General features: G+C 48.6%; 13 protein-coding genes. 12 read left to right on the top strand and 1 reads right to left on the bottom strand.

From position 1 onward, the window contains the following. Positions 1-37: 37 nt before the first annotated feature. From L0156_29140 to L0156_29105, 8 genes are all read left to right on the top strand, one after another. Positions 38-4597, top strand: coding sequence for a protein kinase (locus L0156_29140; protein MCI0607072.1), 4560 nt, complete (start codon positions 38-40; stop codon positions 4595-4597). A gap of 21 nt (positions 4598-4618) precedes the next feature. Continuing rightward, positions 4619-5557, top strand: a complete 939-nt coding sequence (locus L0156_29135) for a hypothetical protein (GenBank protein ID MCI0607071.1) — start codon at positions 4619-4621, stop codon at positions 5555-5557. Between the two features lie 152 nt (positions 5558-5709). After that, a complete protein-coding gene (locus L0156_29130) occupies positions 5710-7173 on the top strand; it encodes a M48 family metalloprotease (protein MCI0607070.1) in 1464 nt (487 codons plus the stop codon). 150 nt (positions 7174-7323) lie between these two features. Further along, positions 7324-7767: a hypothetical protein gene (locus L0156_29125; protein MCI0607069.1), complete on the top strand. Its 444-nt coding sequence runs from the start codon at positions 7324-7326 to the stop codon at positions 7765-7767. Positions 7768-7773: 6 nt separating this feature from the next. Further along, positions 7774-8007 (top strand): alkylmercury lyase family protein, encoded by a 234-nt coding sequence (locus L0156_29120; GenBank protein ID MCI0607068.1) that lies wholly within the window; start codon positions 7774-7776, stop codon positions 8005-8007. Beyond that, complete coding sequence (locus L0156_29115; GenBank protein MCI0607067.1) at positions 7991-8905, top strand: glycosyltransferase; 915 nt, start codon at positions 7991-7993, stop codon at positions 8903-8905. The genes L0156_29120 and L0156_29115 overlap by 17 nt, the downstream gene beginning before the upstream one ends. A gap of 3 nt (positions 8906-8908) precedes the next feature. Continuing rightward, positions 8909-9832: a glycosyltransferase gene (locus L0156_29110; GenBank protein ID MCI0607066.1), complete on the top strand. Its 924-nt coding sequence runs from the start codon at positions 8909-8911 to the stop codon at positions 9830-9832. Next, positions 9829-10902 carry a radical SAM protein gene (locus L0156_29105; protein ID MCI0607065.1) on the top strand — a complete coding sequence of 358 codons (1074 nt, stop codon included), beginning with the start codon at positions 9829-9831 and terminating at the stop codon, positions 10900-10902. Before L0156_29110 ends, L0156_29105 begins: the two co-directional genes overlap by 4 nt. Positions 10903-10944: 42 nt before the next feature. Here the strand turns inward: L0156_29105 and L0156_29100 are convergent, their stop codons facing one another. Beyond that, the gene (locus L0156_29100; GenBank protein ID MCI0607064.1) at positions 10945-12324 is read right to left on the bottom strand and encodes a hypothetical protein; all 1380 of its coding nucleotides are present in this window, start codon (positions 12322-12324) and stop codon (positions 10945-10947) included. 120 nt (positions 12325-12444) lie between these two features. Between L0156_29100 and L0156_29095 the strand changes: the two genes are divergently transcribed. The 4 genes from L0156_29095 (at position 12445) to L0156_29080 (ending at position 17519) form a co-directional block, all read left to right on the top strand. After that, positions 12445-12639 (top strand): hypothetical protein, encoded by a 195-nt coding sequence (locus tag L0156_29095; GenBank protein ID MCI0607063.1) that lies wholly within the window; start codon positions 12445-12447, stop codon positions 12637-12639. After that, entirely contained in the window at positions 12636-13601 is a 966-nt protein-coding gene (locus L0156_29090; protein MCI0607062.1) for a hypothetical protein, read from the top strand. The genes L0156_29095 and L0156_29090 overlap by 4 nt, the downstream gene beginning before the upstream one ends. Positions 13602-13678: 77 nt before the next feature. Beyond that, positions 13679-15997, top strand: a complete 2319-nt coding sequence (locus tag L0156_29085) for a hypothetical protein (GenBank protein ID MCI0607061.1) — start codon at positions 13679-13681, stop codon at positions 15995-15997. Between the two features lie 127 nt (positions 15998-16124). Continuing rightward, entirely contained in the window at positions 16125-17519 is a 1395-nt protein-coding gene (locus L0156_29080; GenBank protein MCI0607060.1) for a hypothetical protein, read from the top strand. Positions 17520-17765 lie beyond the last annotated feature (246 nt).

Below are 17765 nucleotides of genomic sequence, written 5' to 3'. Positions count from 1 at the left end.
GGTAAAAATTTATGCACTATAATGGAAGGAACTTCCAATGGCTGAGCCGCAAAAAGACTCTTTGATCGGTTCCAGGATCCGGGAATACGAAATCCTCGAACTCTTAGGAAAAGGCGGAATGGGCGCCGTCTACAGGGCACGCCACGCATTTCTGGACGAAGAGCGAGCGATCAAGGTGATTCACGCCCGGCTAGCCGGCGGCAGCAGTTTTATCGATCGTTTCATCCGTGAAGCAAAGATTCTCACCAAACTTCGTCACGCGAATCTCGTGCAGCTTTACGAATTTGGAACTCTCGAAACCGATTCTTTTTTTATGGTGATGGAATTGATCAGGGGAGAGAGTGTATGGCACAGGATCCGCAGAGTCGGACGAATTCCGATTTCGGACGCGATCAGGATCATGCGGCAAGCGGCATCCGGACTACAGTGTGCTCACCAAAATGGAATCATCCACCGGGATATTTCTCCGGATAATCTCATTCTCTTAAATGACCGGGAACCGGAAGTCACAAAGGTAATTGACTTTGGAATAGCGAAACCTCTGTTGGAGACTTCCTTGCAATTAACGGCGGTCAATCTGTTCATCGGAAAACCGGAATACTGCAGTCCGGAACAGTGCACACTTTCCGGAGAAAGACAGACGTTGGACGGTCGATCGGACATATATTCGCTCGCCGTAACTTTTTATCAAATGTTAACCGGGAATCTGCCCTTTTACTCGAAGAGTCCTCAAGGTTATTTCATGAAACATGCGCATGAAATGCCGAGTCCGCCTTCCTTTTATTTTCCCGCGGGAACCTTTCCGGAATCGTTAGACCGTCTAATTTTAAAAGCTCTGGCAAAACGTCGCGAAGAACGTCATCAGACGATCGACGAATTTCTGGCGGAGTTGGAGTTGTCTACGACTCAACCGGTTCCGCTTGTACCCCTTCTTTCCGAACCGGAAACGGGCGAAGTCTTTGCGGGACGCTACTTAATTGAAGGCAAACTCGGTCACGGCGAAATGGGAATGGTCTTCAAAGCGCTGGATAAGATTTTGGAAATCCCAGTTGCTTTAAAAACCGTTTCACTCGACATCGCCGAAGACGAAAAAACACTGGCCAGATTCAAAAGGGAAGTTATCCTTGCGCGCAAAGTAACTCATCCCAATGTGTGCCGGGTTTACGACATCGGCGAGCAAAACGGTGTCCATTACGTGTCCATGGAGTTTGTAGAAGGAAGGACACTTGCAGATTACATGCGTACGCAAGGACGGCTTCCGGCGGAAACATCGATCCCGATTCTAGAGCAAGTATTGCATGCGATCCGGGAAACGCACCGCGCCGGCATTATTCACCGGGATTTGAAACCGCAAAACATCATGATCGATGTGCGGTCGCGCCTGAAAATAATGGATTTCGGCATCTCTTTATCGGCTGATTATTCCAGGATTACGCAGACCGGGTCGCTTCTTGGATCTCCGCATTACATGGCTCCGGAAGTGTTTGAAGAAAAAGCGGTCGATGCGCGCGCCGATTTGTATTCCATAGGCGTTCTCATGTACAGCTTGTTAACCGGACGTCTTCCTTTCGATGGTCCGACTCCTGTAGCCGTCATTTATGCTCATTTAAAAGCGGATCCTCCCAGACCTTCTGAGATCGTTCCGGCTTTTTCTGCTGATCTCGAACGGATCATCATGAAGGCTTTGCAAAAAGAGCCCGAGAACCGCTACCAGAGCGCCGAGGAAATACTGAACGATCTCGCTTCATTTGGTCAGCCTGTCTCTGATCCGCAGTTGCAGGCAAGTGAGCAATTGACTCACAAGTTGATTGCGGAGCATAAATTCGCTCAAGCGATCAAGGTCCTTCAATCCTTGTTGAAAGATCAACCGGACAACCCGCGCTGGAAAAAACTGTTAAAAAACGCGCTTTCCGAAAAGACAAAGCGGGACATTCGCCACACCAGACTCTTTATCCGCAAAGGGAATTTTGCGCAGGCGCAGTTCGTCCTGGAACGAATCGGTAATATTCAACTGGAAGGTACCGGCGTTCTCAATCAGCTCAAAAAACTGCAGGACCAGTTGATCGCGGGGAAAAAACAAGCGGTCGGATCTTACTTGCAGGAAGCCGAAGACCGGCTGGAGCGGAAGGATTACCTGGCGGCCATGGCCAGCTTGGAGTCCGCGTGGCATTTGCAACCAAATGACCCGGACATCATCAGCATGCAGCAACGGATTCAGCTTGCCCGCGAAGACGAATTTACAGAGAAGTACAACAGGAAAATGGATGAGGCCCGGTCGCTGTTTGCGCAGGGAGACGAGGAGCAGGCTTTTGGAATTGCCCAGGAAATTCTGGAAGAAAATTCTTCGCATCGAGCCGCTAAAGAGTTGCGCGATCAGATTCTGGAAAGCAGGTGGGAGAAAGTTCAAGATCAGATCAAACAGGGGCTGGAGTTAGCCGTGCAGCCGCTTTCTTTTTGTGATTTTGAGGTCGCCTCGAAGCTGCTGACAAAACTGCATGCAAATTTGGGAATCGATACTTGCCGGAAGGAAATCGATCGGATCCGAAAAGCAGTCGTATCCCTGGAGTCTGCCTTTCAGGCGGAACAATATGATCAGGTCCCTCGAATCTTGAATAAGTTGTTGACAAAAGATCCATTCGGCTGGTTGGAGCCGCATCAATCGGTATTCGGTGAAATTGAAACGTCAGCGGCCGAAAAACTATTTGAGCGGGACAAATTGCTTACGGAGGCCTTTTCGGAAACCAGAAATTTGCTGGATTCGGGCCATTATGTTGATGCCCTGAACAGGATCGACACACTTCGCAGTCAAATCTCTTTGCCGGAAGCGGACGAACTTCGGTTAGAAATTTTGAGCGCATATCGCGGAGCGAGGTTGCAGGAGGCGCAAGAGTTCGCTTCCGGGCTTGAATGGGAACGTGCCATGGAATGCTGGAACGAAATCTTGCAACTATTTCCGGATTCGGAGGAAATACAGCAAGCGCTAAGCGACGCGGAGAACCATTTAAGAGAAGAGTTCTACATTCAAGAAGAGCTGCTCCGGCAATTGAAGGAGTGTTACTCGCTCGTGTTGAAAGAACATTGGCAGGAAGCGCAGAACAAGGTGGAAAAATTGTTGAAGTCGATTCAACCGGGGTATCGCCTGATCGAATGGGAGAGACAGATTGAAACTCTTGAAGCTGAAATCCTTCTTCACACGCGCGAACAACAAAAACATCTTGAAGACGTATCGGAAGAATTAAGAAAAATCAAGGGATTATATAAGCAGGGTGCATATGCCGAAGCCCTGGAAAGGATTTCTCCCCTTCTGGAAAAAGATGTTGTTGAACAGGAAGCCCTGGAACTAAAAAGTTCCATTGAAGAAGCGATCAACGCGCAGCACACTGCCCAGCGCCTCCAGTCCGCGCTTCAAAAAGGAAAAGAATACTATGACAGGCACAGATGGCAGAAAGCCATCGAATGCTGGAAAAAAGCAAGCTCGCTGTCGGATGAACCTTATCTGAAAGAATGGATTGAGCAAGCTCAGCAGCGTCTGAAAAAAGAGCGACAAATCCGCCTATCCATTATTGCTATGCTGGCCGAGGCGGAAGAGCTAATTTTCTATGGCAACTTCGAGGAAGCGCACCGAAAACTGGATAAGTCCAGGAAAGCGCTGGCAGAATTTTCTTTCGACGATCTGGCCGAACAGGTTCGTTATGTTTCTAATAAGTTAGATGCTGAAATACAAAAGGATGAAGCGTTCCGGACTAGCATCCAGGGAGAGTTGGAAGAAGCGGCATTGCTTTATCATCAACGACTTTACCATCAAGCGCTCGAAAAGCTGGATCAAGTTTTGGATCAGCAGCCGGAAATGGAACCCGCGATGCAGTTGAGAGCGCAGATAGAAGCAGCGGAAGCCGAAAACCGGAACGTGCTTGAAACGATACGCGCCGTTGTGAAACTTGTCGTAAAAAGAGAGTTTAAACATTTGCCGGATTTATTGATTCGTTTGAAGGAGACTGCAAGCCGAACCGCTTATGCGGAAGATGGAGACAGCATTATAGATGAGTTGCCGATGCTGGTGATTGAAATTGAATCAGGGGATATATCCAGAATGCGCGCCCGCATGGATCGTTTATTTTCCAGGTCTTTACTGTTATTGGAGTATGAAACCGTTTTGAGAGATTTTGCCGAGTCGGTGGAAATAAAAAAGCAAAAGGAGGCCGATCTGGGAGTGATTCTTCAGAAGGGTCTGCAGTATTTGGAATCAGGCGACCGTGAGGGAGCACTTGGCGCTTTAGAGAGCTTTCATCGAGTGCTTCCTGAAAAACACCAGCGAATCAGAAGTCCGAAAATAGATATCAACAAAACGGGGTCCCTTACAGAAGACGATTTGAAGATTACCGAAGTGGAGTTAGAAACTCTGCAACATCAGCTGCGGCACAGCGAAGTGGAAAACATCCTGAGCGCCGCCCGCGAAATCCTGAATCAGGGAGATATACTCGGCGCACAGGAGCTTTTCATGCAGGTACTCGAGTTGGAACCGGAAAATGAAACCGCTCGCGAGGGTCTTCGGCACATCGATCAATCTTCAACGCAAAGTCGCAAAGACGCAAAGTAAAAAGTCTTCACGGAGAAATCAATGATCAAAACACATGGTTTGACGCATTTAAGTTTAGCGGTTGGTGATCTTACATCATCGAAATCTGGTTTGAATGAACTCTTTGTAGCGCCGGCTTCCAGCCGGCAATACATTTTGAGGTATACAAGTCTGGCCGGCTGGAAGCCGGCGTTACAAACAATTGGCGAGGACAAAATGCTACGAATACTACTGATTCTCTGTTTCTTTGTGTCCACAGCGTTTTCAGCTGAAACGGTTCGTGTTCAACCGGAGGCTGAATATCCGATCATCGATGTGAATTCCACCCACAGTTGGGATGCCGTCCGTAAGGAATGCTTGCCTGCAAAATCTCCGGACGACTCCGTCGAGCGCTGCACCATCAAAAAGCTGGGAGATTTGGGGCAGCTGGATGACAAGAATTTTTACTACGTCCTTTACGAATGGCTCGACAAGTATGAATCGGAAAATTATGGTAAATCGAATTATTCCACACAGTATCCACGTACGAATACTGCAGTAGTGCTTTTTTACTCCGACAAAACTTCGCCCAACATGCTGCGCCCTTTTTACTCGGATCGCACCGATCTGAATGTCGGCTGGTTCGAAGAGCCACGAATTATTAAAAGCGCAAGCGGAGTGTTATTGCAAATTCCGCACAGGTCCGCCAGTACCGCAAATGCAGAGCTGGATAATGTGCTGATGTGGAAGGATTCAGGGTGGCAAATTTTGGATACTCAATCCTGGATGGAAGATTTGCGGTCCCGGCTGCCCAAAGATTGCACGGTCATTCGGGAGACGCTGGTAAATTTCGAGCAGATGAAGGCAAGCAACTATGTCTGGCGTTCTTCAGACGAGAACTGCTGTCCAACGTGCGGACGCTTTTCGGCGACGCTGGCGTTGGAAGAGGATCGGCTGGTGATTAAGAACTTGCAACATGATTTAAAGGCCCGCCTGAAGTAGAATTCGTAGTGGCAGAGCATTTGCCACGGCTTTGCCAAAGACGTGGCAAATGCTCTGCAACTACACGACATAAATTTTGCCGGGTTCGCTACAACGGAAGATTGACGCTCTTTCACTGGGACTTATTTTTATAGTGTTGGAGGGTAGCAACGTTGAAGCCGGCAATTTGTCATGGTCTTGTTCTTTTCCTGATTGTTGCACCTATCGTTCTTGCAGGATGCGCGGGCCGGCCGAAAGCACTGCCGCAACGACCACTGGCTCCTGAAGTACTGGACATAACGCGCCAGCCTTATGCGGAACTTTTCGAGGAAGCCTCACGTTTTCGCTACACATCTGCTCAGCTTGAAAAAATGAAGGATTATCTGGATGAATCGAAGGATTACTGTGTTGATGTGTATGAGAACCGGAGCCGTCAATATGAAAATGAGCTCCGTTCAGCAAGCGGTGATTTGTACATGGTCGGCGGCAGAATCGATGAAGGTGAGCGCCATCAGCGACACTGTCAAATCCAAAACTTACGCATCCTGAAAGCCAGGGCTGACATTCTCTCCGATCAGGCAATTCCAGTTGCGTACGACAATCGCAAAGCCAAAGTGGACCTCATTCAACACTGGCCGGCTGAGCGTCAGCGGATCAACCAGGAGCTCTCCTCCGGTTCTTACCGCAACCGGCGATGGGCCAATGTAAATGACATCGGTTATCGAGTTGTTGCCGAAGACCAGGAAGACGATGTAAAAACCGGATTGGAAGCGATCATTCAGTTGAGGCGGCAAGGCGCAATGCCACCTGAATTGGAAAGCTCAATCGTTCAGAATTATGTGTCGAATCTTACAGAGAATCTGGCAAAGCATTCCGATTTGCAGGTTCCTGTAAAAGTCACCGTTCTCAATTCCAAAGAGATCAATGCCTTTGCGCTGCCGGGCGGTTTCCTGTTCATTAACCGCGGATTGCTGGAGGCTGCTGATAATGAAGCGGAAGTCGCAGGCGTCATCTCGCACGAAATCGCACATGCTGCCGCGCGCCACGGGCACAAACTGCAGCGAAAAGCGAATATGGCGAACATTTTAATTCAGGCGGCAAGAATTGCAGGAGCTGTTGCGGGCAGTCCCGGTCTCTACTACGGTCTCAATTATGGAGCGATGGGCCTGGGACTTGCATTGAACCTGAATATCCTTGGAAAAAGCCGCGAATTCGAATTAGAAGCAGATCAACTTGGTGTGCAATATGCATGGCATGCCGGTTATGATCCTCGTGGCTTTTCTCGTTTCTTCGATAAAATGGCCACTGAAAAAGGGTACGCAAGCGGAGCATCCTGGTTCAGGACTCATCCTCCATTCTATGAACGAATGGTCGGCGCGCGACGCGAAATTACTTTTCTGACCGAGCGGCGCGAACCGGCTGTCCAAACGGATGAATTTAGCAAAATGCGAGCGGCTTTTAAAAATATACCGCTTCCGATTGAAAGAATGGATCCCCGTAACCGGCGGCAACAAACGGTGATGCCAATCCGCACGGAAGGATGCCCTCCACCGCACGAAACGCAAAATGTTTCCGGCGGTGTTCAATATCTGGAAGACCTCTGTAGACTCGGAGCCGAAAAAGACGAAGAGCTTTAGACCTTTATAATTCCTCATCATCAAAGGGCGCAAGAAATTGCGCCCGCACTCCTTTTCGGTGCCAGAGTGATGAGTAATGAGCGATGAGACCTGCTGAGGAATACTCATTTCTTATTGCTCAATACTTTGGTACTCATATATGATGAATTCGTGGATTTTGATACAAGAGTAAAACTGCAGATTTATCAGACGATCGCGGAAACAACAAAAGCACCTTCCTCAGCCGAAGTTGCCCGGATGCTTGGAGTTTCAAATGATCAAGTGGACGAGGCGTATCAGCGATTGCACGCGAAACGCCTTCTTGTTCCAGAACCTCAGGATCCTTCGCGAATCCGCATGGCGCCCCCTTTTTCCGGTATACCAACTTCCTTCCGCGTGGAGATTGAAGGGAAGTCTTATTTTGCAAATTGTATCTGGGACGGATTGGGCGTTGCTGCTGCCCTGCAAAAGGATGCAATTGTAAATGCCACGGATGGTTATACGAATGAGCCGATCCTGCTTGAAGTGAAAAATGGTTCTGTGGTGCCGCAGGAATGTGCGGTGCACTTCGCTGTACCTGCTGCTCTTTGGTGGAAGGATGTTATCTTTACGTGATCCACAATGCTTCTCTTCCGGTCGGAAGAGAATGTCGACCGGTGGTGCGAATCCAAAGGGACTCCGAAGCGTCCCATTTTGAATCTGCATCAGCTCTGGTTTCTTGCATTGCAATGGTACGAAAATCGTTTAACGGTGGAATCAAGACGTCCTGCCGCAGAAGAGATGGTGGAAATCTTCGGACAGATTGGGCTGACCGGTCCATTCTGGGATCCAAAAACTGATGTCTGGAGCTCTTGATCGTTTGACCCCGAAAGTTTCGGTGGTTGTCGCTTCGGTTGTGGGCCCACCTTTCGTCGATGATTGCATCGCTTCACTCGCTCAACAAGAAGATGAGCCCGATTTTGAAGTGCTTGTTGTCGATTGTCACGGCGAAGGAACCCGGAATCGCCTCCAGCAAAAATATCCTTTCGTAAAAATATTTCCGCAGGATTCAAGGAAAACGATTCCGGAGTTACGAAGAATTGGAGTAGAAAATGCTCGTGGAGATTTCGTTGCGATCATAGAAGAACATTGCACTGCAGCAAAAAACTGGGTGAACACTATTGCAAACTCATTCGATCCTCAAGTTGCAGCAATCGGAGGCACGGTTCAGGATGATAACTACGTACGTCTTCGAGATTGGGTCACTTATTTTGTGGAGTACAACGCTTACATGCCACCGATGCCGCAGGGAAATGTTTATGATTTACCCGGGAACAACGTCGCTTTTCGCAAAGAGATTCTCTTAAAGCATCTATCTCAGCTCAAGGAAGGTTATTGGGAGGCGTTTCTATACTCTAGACTTGCAGAGGAGGGTGCCATCTTAAAATCTGTGCCCGCAATGGTTGTGTATCATCGAGGTCCGTTTCCATACGGATATTATCTGGGCCAACGCTATTTATTCAGCCGCGCGTATGCCGGCGCCCGCAGGAAAGTGATGCCGCCCGGAAAGCGCTTTATTTATACTCTGGTTTCACCTGCGCTTCCGGCCTTGCTGCTGGCGAGAATTTCTGCCAGAGTGTTGCAAAAGAAACACCGGGTAGGCAAATATGTCCGAACGTTTCCTTTATTGATTCCTGCGGCCGTTGTTTATATTGCCGGTGAGCTGATGGGCTATTTGTTCGGACCTGGCGATGCTTTGATGAAAGTGGAATAACGCATGGATCAAGAACCGGAATTATCGGTAATCGTTGCTGTGGTAAGTGATGTCCATCATTTGCGCAAGTGTTTGGAATCTCTGCGGACACAAAATGATCCACCCTCAATGGAAATTGTTGTTCCCCACGATGGATCGGATGTTGCAATTCCAGCTCTGGAACAGGATTTTCCCGATGTGCAATTTTTGAAGATCGACGACTTACGCACGATTGTCAACCGGAATGGAGCAAGCCGGGAGCATCACGATGAATTGCGCGCGCGGGGCTTGAGCATCGCGCGCGGGAAAATACTTGCATTGATCGAAGATCACGGACGCGCTCATCCAGATTGGGCGCGACGACTCGTAGAGTTTCATCAGCAACCACATGCGGCCATCGGAGGTTCGATGGAAAACGATGTGGATCGGGCACTCAACTGGGCCGTTTATTTTTCTGATTTTGGACGTTATCAAAATCCGCTTCCCTCCGGCCCTTCTTACTTTCTTACGGATGCAAACGTCTCCTACAAACGTGAGACGCTGGAGAATACTCGATCCCTGTGGCAAAATTCCTTTCACGAAACGACCTTCCACGACCATTTGTTACAAAGTGGAAAAACGCTTTGGCTGGCGCCGGAGTTGATCGTGTATCAGCACCGCCAGAATCTGAGTCTTGCAAAAGCGCTGAAGGAACGCTATGTTTGGGGGCGTTCCTTTTCCGGCACTCGCGCGCAGCATTGCGGTATCGCTCAACGTCTGACGTTTCTCGCGCTATCACCGCTTCTTCCATTTATTCTGCTGGGCCGGAAAATCCGTGCTATATTACAGAAAAAGAGATTGATCCCTGAATTCATGAAAGCTTTTCCCTATCTAATTCTTTTGACTTTGTTCTGGTCTGTTGGCGAATTTGCCGGCTACTGGACTGCAAAGCCGGCAGGGAAGGCATGAGCTTTGTGAACCGCGCGATTCGCCACGCGCGAATCTCTTCGAAGAATTACGGGACTCCCGGAACTCCTCCGTTCTTAATTCTTTTTGTCACTTCGATTTGCAATCTCACATGTGAGCACTGTTTTTACTGGCGCAGCCTGAATCAAAAGGATGATTTGACACTCGAGGAAATCCTCGCGCTTTCACGCGGATTGGGAAAAGTGGAGAATTTGAATCTCGGAGGAGGCGAGCCCTTCCTTCGAGCTGAATTCGCCGAAATTTGCCGCGCTTTCATCCGGAATAATGGAGTCAAACAGATTTATTGTCCGACCAGTGGTTACTTCACGGATCGCACCGTTCGTTACCTCACAGATATTCTTGAGAATGAACCTGACCTGGAGCTTTTCGCGGCGGAGTTGTCGCTGGATGGCACCGAAGAGTTTCACAATACATTTCGCGGAAATCCGCGGTCCTTTCAAAAAGCCATGGAGACGTACGATCAACTGTCGGAGATGCAGAAGCACGATCCGCGGTTGCGCATTCATGCAATTTCCACCGCGACTTCCGGCAACCTTGAAGAGATCCAAAAGCTGACGACTTATTTGTATGAGCGGTGTCCGGCGATGGATCATCACAACCTCGCGTTGATTCGAGGCGACCGGAAGAATCCATCCCTGCAGGGTCCGGAACTGCTCGCCTATACAAAGTTATACGAGTACGTACGTCATTTGTGGGCGCCGCGCGAAAAAGGACGTTTCGGTGGATCCGTAGAACCGATGTTGCAATGGGCTAAAATTCGCACTGCTGAGGAAAGACAGCAAGTCGTACCGTGCCGCGCAGGTGTGCTCAGCGGCGTGGTTTATGCAAATGGAGATGTTTCGGTTTGCGAGACCCATCCACCACTGGGAAATCTTCGCCACAAAACATTTCATGAAATCTGGCAATCCCCGGAAGCTCAGGCTCTGCGACGTTCGATTGAGTGCAAAGAATGCTATTGCACGAACGAGATTTTCCTGTGGCCAAGCATTGTCTATCAACCCCTGCAACTGGCCCGCGCATTTACGGAGTCAATAATCTTGAACAGAAAGTAGCGCGGACGTCCCGTCTGCGCTCTCGCAGGCGAGACGCCCGCGTTACATTCGCAAAAGATGCAGGATGACGGGATAGGGTTTGGCGCCTAAATTCCTGTACCAGAACTCAACAGGGTTTGTGGTCTCACCTTTCGTTTTTGCCTCCTGATAAGATTCCATCGCCGTTTGAAGCCACACATGAGGTGAAGAGCCCCCCTTGATCGCCATGATCTTGCTATGTCGCATGCCCGTCAAAATGAAATACGTGTTAAACAGCAGGAAGGTCCACACCAAACAGGCTGCAGTCAAACCAATCGTAAGTTTCCTCGACCTTTTGAACACTTCCGACAGTCCGAATACCCAAAAAATATAAAGGTGCGTCAGGAGTCTTTGACCAAAAGTGCTTCCGGGAAAAATGATTGCGGCAAAACGGATGCTGATGATAACCACGATCGCGACGGCCACTGCGAGTAATGCCTCAGACCGTTTTTTGATTGCTGCGAGAACAAGTCCGATCGATGCAATGAGAGCAACAGGAGACCACGGGTAGATCCCTGGAACTGGATGAAAAAAGATCCAGAAGAAACGGAAAAAACGTTTCTGAGCTCTTTGCTGAACGTCGATGACATATCCCGTGGCAATCAATTTTCCATACTGGCTCAAATTGAAGAAAGCGTGAACGATCAGAACTGGCAGCGCTCCTCCAAAAATTTCCAGACTTGTGTGAATCGCCTGTCTCCAGCCTTCTTTCCGTTCAAAATAGAGCACTCCTAAAACCATGACAGGCACGATAACAATATTGTTGTTTCGCAACAGCACCGAGAAGGCCAGAAAAAAGCCGAGCAGCACATTTCGAAAACGAATGAACCCGACCTGTAGTTTGTTCTTCGAAATGGCCAGCAGGAATGCCGCAGTCACCAGAAATGTATCAGATGCATGAGTGAAGGAAGGAACCGTAAATGTGTAGAACAGCAAGGGCGTTCCAAGGAAGCAAGAAAGTGCCAGGAACAGAGACCTGCCCGGGGAGAGTTGTTGATGATGGATGAGGAAATAGTAGGCTAGTATGATGGAAAGAAAAGAATAAAACACACTCCCAAGAAAAATTCCAAGATTGTGAGAAAAGGGAAATTTAACGTTTTGCGCATAGGGCCGCGCTTCGCGAATCGCCGGAAACAAATCCATAGTATAGAGAAAAGGAGCGTACAGGAAAGCGATGCCGCAAGAATAGTAAGAAGCTACTTTCGAATTGGGCTTTGGAATGACTCGCACTTCCCGGTATTTTGCGCGCTGGTTTTCGAGATTGAAGTCGTGATCCTCCAGAAGACTGACAACCAGGGCGTAATAGGAGATTCCATCGTTCTGGATCACAGGCCTGCCATAGAAAAGACCCAGGCAAACCAACACGAGCGCAAGGCAGCCAATCGCCAGAAAATGTGTGCGCATTCGGGCTTGATGTTAACATGAAGTTTGCCCCCAATGAACATTTGTGAAAGCGCCGTGTCTATAGTTCTTTGACTTGGCGTCTTTGCGTTTTGGCGGTTAATATATGGTAGGAGTTGCCGTATGACCAACGAAGAAGCTTTTGATTACATAAGAAGTCTGAGCAGTTTAGAAGAGGACAAGATCCGGGAGGTTTTGGCAGCGCAGTCCAAGCAGTCCGGATCGGAATACATTCTAAAGGATGAAGACAGTAGCACCTCTTTTCAAATTCGGTACAACGAGCAGGATGGATTTATCATCGATGCGCTATTCTCATGATTATCCACACATCTGAAAACGCAATCAGCAGGCTTCCGCAAGTTCAGCTCGACAGTTCTTTCCCAACGCGAGATATAGTTCACATGATTCTTGCCGGCGGCCCATCTCAGACTCTGTACAATCTGTCGTCAGGGGAACGGCAGCGCGCCGTTGATTTCCTTTGCCGCGAAGCAGGAGTGATTGAAGAAGATGCACACGGACCGTACTTCGCAATGGACCGGCCCGACAGGTTGAACGAATCGCTCGGCGTATTTGCGGTTTCGGGAGTGCACTTCAAAGGAACTCCGATTGTAACAACTCGCGGCACTGAAGGGACATTGGAGGATTTGGCCGATTCGGCAAAGAGAACTTTTCAAAGTGATCACCGCGAAAAAAGCTGGTCCCTCATGCTCTTTTCGACTTATCCTGGAATCACGTCCGAATGGGTCAATGAAAAAGGGGAACTGCTGAGTGTTGAACGAATCTTGCAATCAGAATGCGCAAAGAAGTATGGCAATGGGCACTGCTTCGGAACGCATCGCCTGGAAGGCATTTCCTTCGCGCTCCGGCGATTCTGCTTGGAGGAGGACGTAGAGCCATCACATTTGAACGGCGCCTGGCTCGATGCGTACCAGTACATTCAGGAGGCTGTTCATCTCATCAAGAAATCGCAGAGGGATGATGGATCGCTGCAACGGTGCTGGTTTCGCAAGCAATCACTTCCGGTCACTCCGCTGGAATGGCGCGAAACATTGAAGGAGGTTGGTTCATTCAAGAAAAGGGATGAGTCGCTCGTTTATGCGACCGGTCATTGTCTGGATGCGATCAGTTCTCTTGCCGAATTCTTGCCCGATGATCATGAATGGATGCAGAATGCCTGTTACATCCTGGCGCAAACGATCGAGACGCACTGGACTGCTATAGGCCGGAAAATCGGTCCGCTTACGCATGCGATCCATGCCCTCAAGCTCCTCGATGTTTAAATGCACTGTAAGCGATGTAGCGCCGACGTCCGGTGTGAGCAGTTTGCAGGCGAGACGCCCGCACTACTTTGATTACAATGTATCTTGGTATCTTCCTGATTTCGGCAGCTACGCTCTTATTTGAAATTTCTCTCACCAGGGTTTTTTCTGTATTCTTTTTTCACCATTTCGCATTTCTAATTATCAGCACAGCCCTGTTCGGTTTTGGTTTGAGTGGCATCTTTCTGTTCTTTTTTCAGAAAAGAATTGGAAACCTGAAGAACAGCTTGAGTCTCGGAGCTCTGCTGTTTGCTATCACGATTCTAATCTGCTACCAGATCATCCTACTTCTTCCGCATCAGTTCAAAGACATCGCAGACAACCCGCGCCAAATCGTGCGCCTCGTGTTTTACTACGCGATTCTCATTATTCCCTTCTTCTTCTCCGGTTGTGTGATCGGGTTAATTCTGAGCAGCTTCACCGAAAAAGCAGGAAGACTTTACTGCGCTGATCTTATTGGCGCAGCGCTGGGCTGCATTTCCGTGTTGTGGCTGGTTCCTGCTCTGGGAGGTTCCGGCGCCATTGTGGCCTCCTGCCTTCTCGCGGCTTGCTCAGCATTAGCCTTCTGGCCTTCCTCGCGAGTAGTTAAAATTACGTCTTTTCTGTTTGCAGGAGTGGCACTTTTGCTGATTCCCGGTGCTGAAAGGCATTTCTCTCTGCCGATGACTCAGATTTTTCAGGAAAAGCACGGCAAATTCTATGGCGCGCCCAATCGCAAAATAGAATATTCAGCATGGTCTCCTGTCTCCCGCCTTGATGTTCTTACGACCGCTCCCAGTAAATTGATTTATCTGGATGGAGGCTCCAATGTATCGTTTTTGTTGCCCTTTCGGGGGCAGTGGGAGAAAATTCAGCCGCGTGTGAATAATCGCACGGTCCCATTCCTGATCGCGCCGCGAAAATCTGCTTGCATCATAGGGCCGGGTGGCGGTGAAGATGTACTCAATGCTGTTTCGTTCGGACTGGATAAGATTGTAGCTGTAGAGATGGACCCTCTGATGGTTAAAATCGTTCAGGAAAGGTATCGGGAGTTTTTAGGCAGCACTTTTCAACATCCTACTGTTGAGCTTGTAAACGATGAAGGCCGAAGTGTTTTGCGCCGAACAAAAGAGCAATTCGATCTCATTCAAACGGTGCACAATTGTTCGCCAATGGCGCTCGCAACAGGAGCCTTCAATCTTTCAGAAAGCTACTTATTTACGAAAGAAGCATTTCAGGAATACTGGGATCGGTTAAAACCGGGCGGCATGCTTGCCATCAATCGTGGAGGGATACTCCGCGCGGCGCCGCTTGCTTCTGTAGTACTTCAGGAAAAAGGCATCCCGGATCCGGAAAATTATGTGTTTGTAACGCAGCGAAGAGGTGGGGATACCGGATTCTATCTAAAAAAAGGAAAAATCACAGAAACTGAAATTCAGACTTTGCGCGACTCACAAAAAATGGCGAGAGTTCAGCTGATTTACGCGCCCACCGAAGAATTCAAAAAGGAAAAAAACATTTATTACAAACTGCTTACGCCTCGTTTGCGTGATCCCTTTATTGAGAAGGCCGACATCGTATTGGCTCCGCCGACCGATAACTGGCCTTTCTTTGATCATTACCAGCGTCTCGGAAGTTTTCAGACTTCTACTTCGATATTACCGGATGAACTGAACAGCGCAATCCGGTTTCATAATATGGGTGATCTCGCCCTTTATACACTGTTGGGAGAAGCTGCCATACTCTCTTTTCTTTTCATCATTCTCCCGCTTTTTCGTTTGAAGAAGATCAAGTCTGTCATCTCACCATTTCCGATTTTGCTTTACTTTTCCGCAATTGGAGCCGGTTTCATCTTGATTGAGATTTCACTTTTCCAAAAACATATATTGTTCATGGGACAGCCTGTTTACTCCATCACCTCGGTTCTATTCTCACTGCTGATTTCTGCCGGCGCTGGCAGTCTTTTTCTACAAAGATGGTTTGTGGAAGGACGTGAAAGAAGCTGGCTGCTGCGTATCCTGATTGCATTGACCGTTCTTGTGGCAGTAGAAATGTTTTTGACACCTCGTTTGCTAAATGCTTTTCTTGGTTTTTCTATGATGCAGCGTTTTGTGATTTCCGGTTTGAGTATCGTGCCGTTGGGATTCGTGTTGGGAATGCCATTTCCCCTTGCATTAAGAATCGTAGGAAAAAGATTTCCTGAAGCGATCCCCTGGGGTTGGGGATTGAACGCTTATATGACTGTCGTTGGTTCCATTCTGTGTGTAATATTTGCGCTGACACTGGGATTTCGTATGAACTTTCTTATAGCTCTCGCGATTTACTGGGTTGGGTTCTTTTCTTTTTTCATTATGCTCAAAATGAATCGTGGATCGTAATCGTAATCGTGATCTTAATCCTGATCGCAAATCGAAGTGAGATGTGGGTAAGGATTACGATTACGATCAAGATTATGATTCACGATTATTCTTTGATATGATGCGACAGGTTATGAGTATGCAGAAAATGAGAAGAAGTCTTAATTTGTTATTCGCTTTTTTGTTTTTTTCATCCATTGCTTCCGGTCAGCAACTGGAGCCCGCTTCCACCTTTCGCTTGTTGAACTCAGGATACGGTGCAATCGCCCTCGGAATGGGAGGCGCATATGTTGCAGTTGCCAACGATTTAAGCGCGATCTATTGGAATCCTGCGGGGCTGGCCCAGCTTCCGGGCCTTCAGCTTTCCGTGGACTACCGTTATATGGGCGACAGCGATGAAGACTTTTCCGACGAAGTCTTTCCGGATCGTTTCGAATCCATCCAGCGGTTTGAGGTGAGTGGCAACCAATTTCAGGGCGTTAGCTTTTCTTATGGATTTCAAACAAAAAACATATCGATTGTGCCCGCTTTTGCATGGCACAGGCTGGCATCAACGGGACCTGAACGTCAGCTCAAAGAACAAGCCGGCGTTGTTGAATTTGTGTCAAACACTGTCTTCTTCCAATCCGAAGGAACTTTTTTGGAAGAGATCAAGGACGACGAAGAAGAATTTGCATTTGGAATAGCCGCGCGCGCGTCGAAAGCAATCATGGTTGGTGGAACATGGTCATTTCTCCGTAGTGGACCGGAATACAATCTCAGTGGAGATTTTCATGACAGCCTTCTTTCACCAACAGTGCATACGCGAACCGATTTGGCGCTTCGGCAGACATACCGCGAAGAGCGCAGCGGAAATTACCTGAAAATTGGGTTGTTGTTTTTTCCGCAGACCCGGGCGAGCTTTGGTGGATATTTGCGTTTTCCGTATACCGTTGAATCGGACATCACACTTCGCAAGACGGGGCCATTTACGCGGGTTGACACATTTCGCAATCCTCAAGGTGTAACCGGTGTGGAAACGACTACAGGGAATCTCGATCTAAACATTACAGCTCAAAGCACACTGGATGTTCCAATGGAGTGGGGAGCCGGGATCGCGGTTCGTCCCTCAAACTCTCTTCTGGTTAGCGGTTCTCTGACTTACTCCGACTGGAAAGATGCCACCAGGGTGATCAGTAATTCCTCCGATCCCCTTATTCTGCAAAACGAAACGCTTCCGTATCCGGCCCTGAGGCCAACCGCAACCCAGGAATCGCTTCTGCAATGGCGCGCCGGCACGGAATATCTCTTTGGTCATTTCGGACGCGGTCTTGTGCTCCGAAGCGGAATTTTCCGCGATGGGCAGCCTTACGCTGATGCAAACGGAGAACGGGTTTATTTTAATGGATACAGCGTGGGCGCGGGATTCGGAATCGGTTCCTGGCGCCTGGATGCAGCTTTTGTTTCGGAAAAAGGCGTAATTGTGTTAACGCCCAATAGTCGGAACGACTCGCAATTCAAGAGCCGCCGCTGGATTTTCACCCTCGCCTATATTTCTGTATAGCCTCACCGCAGAGAGGCAGCGCGGCCTGTGGCCGCAACCAAATTTAAGATTTCAGATGTTAGATTTCAGATTGAAATTGGAGAATTGTAGATTTGAAGAGTGTTTGTGCCGTTTGTAACGCCGGCTTCTAGCCGGCTAGACCTTGCATACCTCTATCAGCTGACTTTTCGGACAGTCTCGCCGGCGTTACAAACTGTTTGACAACTTCGTCCAAAATACAAAGCTTCAGAAGTCAATAAACGATCC

This window comes from bacterium (assembly GCA_022616075.1).
Lineage (GTDB): Bacteria > Acidobacteriota > HRBIN11 > JAKEFK01 > JAKEFK01 > JAKEFK01.
Note: the sequence above shows the minus strand (reverse complement) of the source record. Positions and strands in the feature narration are given on the sequence as shown.

Excerpts from the sequence above, each read along its gene's own strand:
- L0156_29140 (MCI0607072.1), top strand. The coding sequence starts at position 38 with ATGGCTGAGCCGCAAAAAGACTCTTTGATCGGTTCCAGGATCCGGGAA.
- L0156_29135 (MCI0607071.1), top strand. The coding sequence starts at position 4,619 with ATGATCAAAACACATGGTTTGACGCATTTAAGTTTAGCGGTTGGTGAT.
- L0156_29120 (MCI0607068.1), top strand. The coding sequence starts at position 7,774 with ATGCTTCTCTTCCGGTCGGAAGAGAATGTCGACCGGTGGTGCGAATCC.
- L0156_29115 (MCI0607067.1), top strand. The coding sequence starts at position 7,991 with ATGTCTGGAGCTCTTGATCGTTTGACCCCGAAAGTTTCGGTGGTTGTC.
- L0156_29110 (MCI0607066.1), top strand. The coding sequence starts at position 8,909 with ATGGATCAAGAACCGGAATTATCGGTAATCGTTGCTGTGGTAAGTGAT.
- L0156_29105 (MCI0607065.1), top strand. The coding sequence starts at position 9,829 with ATGAGCTTTGTGAACCGCGCGATTCGCCACGCGCGAATCTCTTCGAAG.
- L0156_29100 (MCI0607064.1), bottom strand. The coding sequence starts at position 12,324 with ATGCGCACACATTTTCTGGCGATTGGCTGCCTTGCGCTCGTGTTGGTT.
- L0156_29095 (MCI0607063.1), top strand. The coding sequence starts at position 12,445 with ATGACCAACGAAGAAGCTTTTGATTACATAAGAAGTCTGAGCAGTTTA.
- L0156_29090 (MCI0607062.1), top strand. The coding sequence starts at position 12,636 with ATGATTATCCACACATCTGAAAACGCAATCAGCAGGCTTCCGCAAGTT.
- L0156_29085 (MCI0607061.1), top strand. The coding sequence starts at position 13,679 with ATGTATCTTGGTATCTTCCTGATTTCGGCAGCTACGCTCTTATTTGAA.
- L0156_29080 (MCI0607060.1), top strand. The coding sequence starts at position 16,125 with ATGAGAAGAAGTCTTAATTTGTTATTCGCTTTTTTGTTTTTTTCATCC.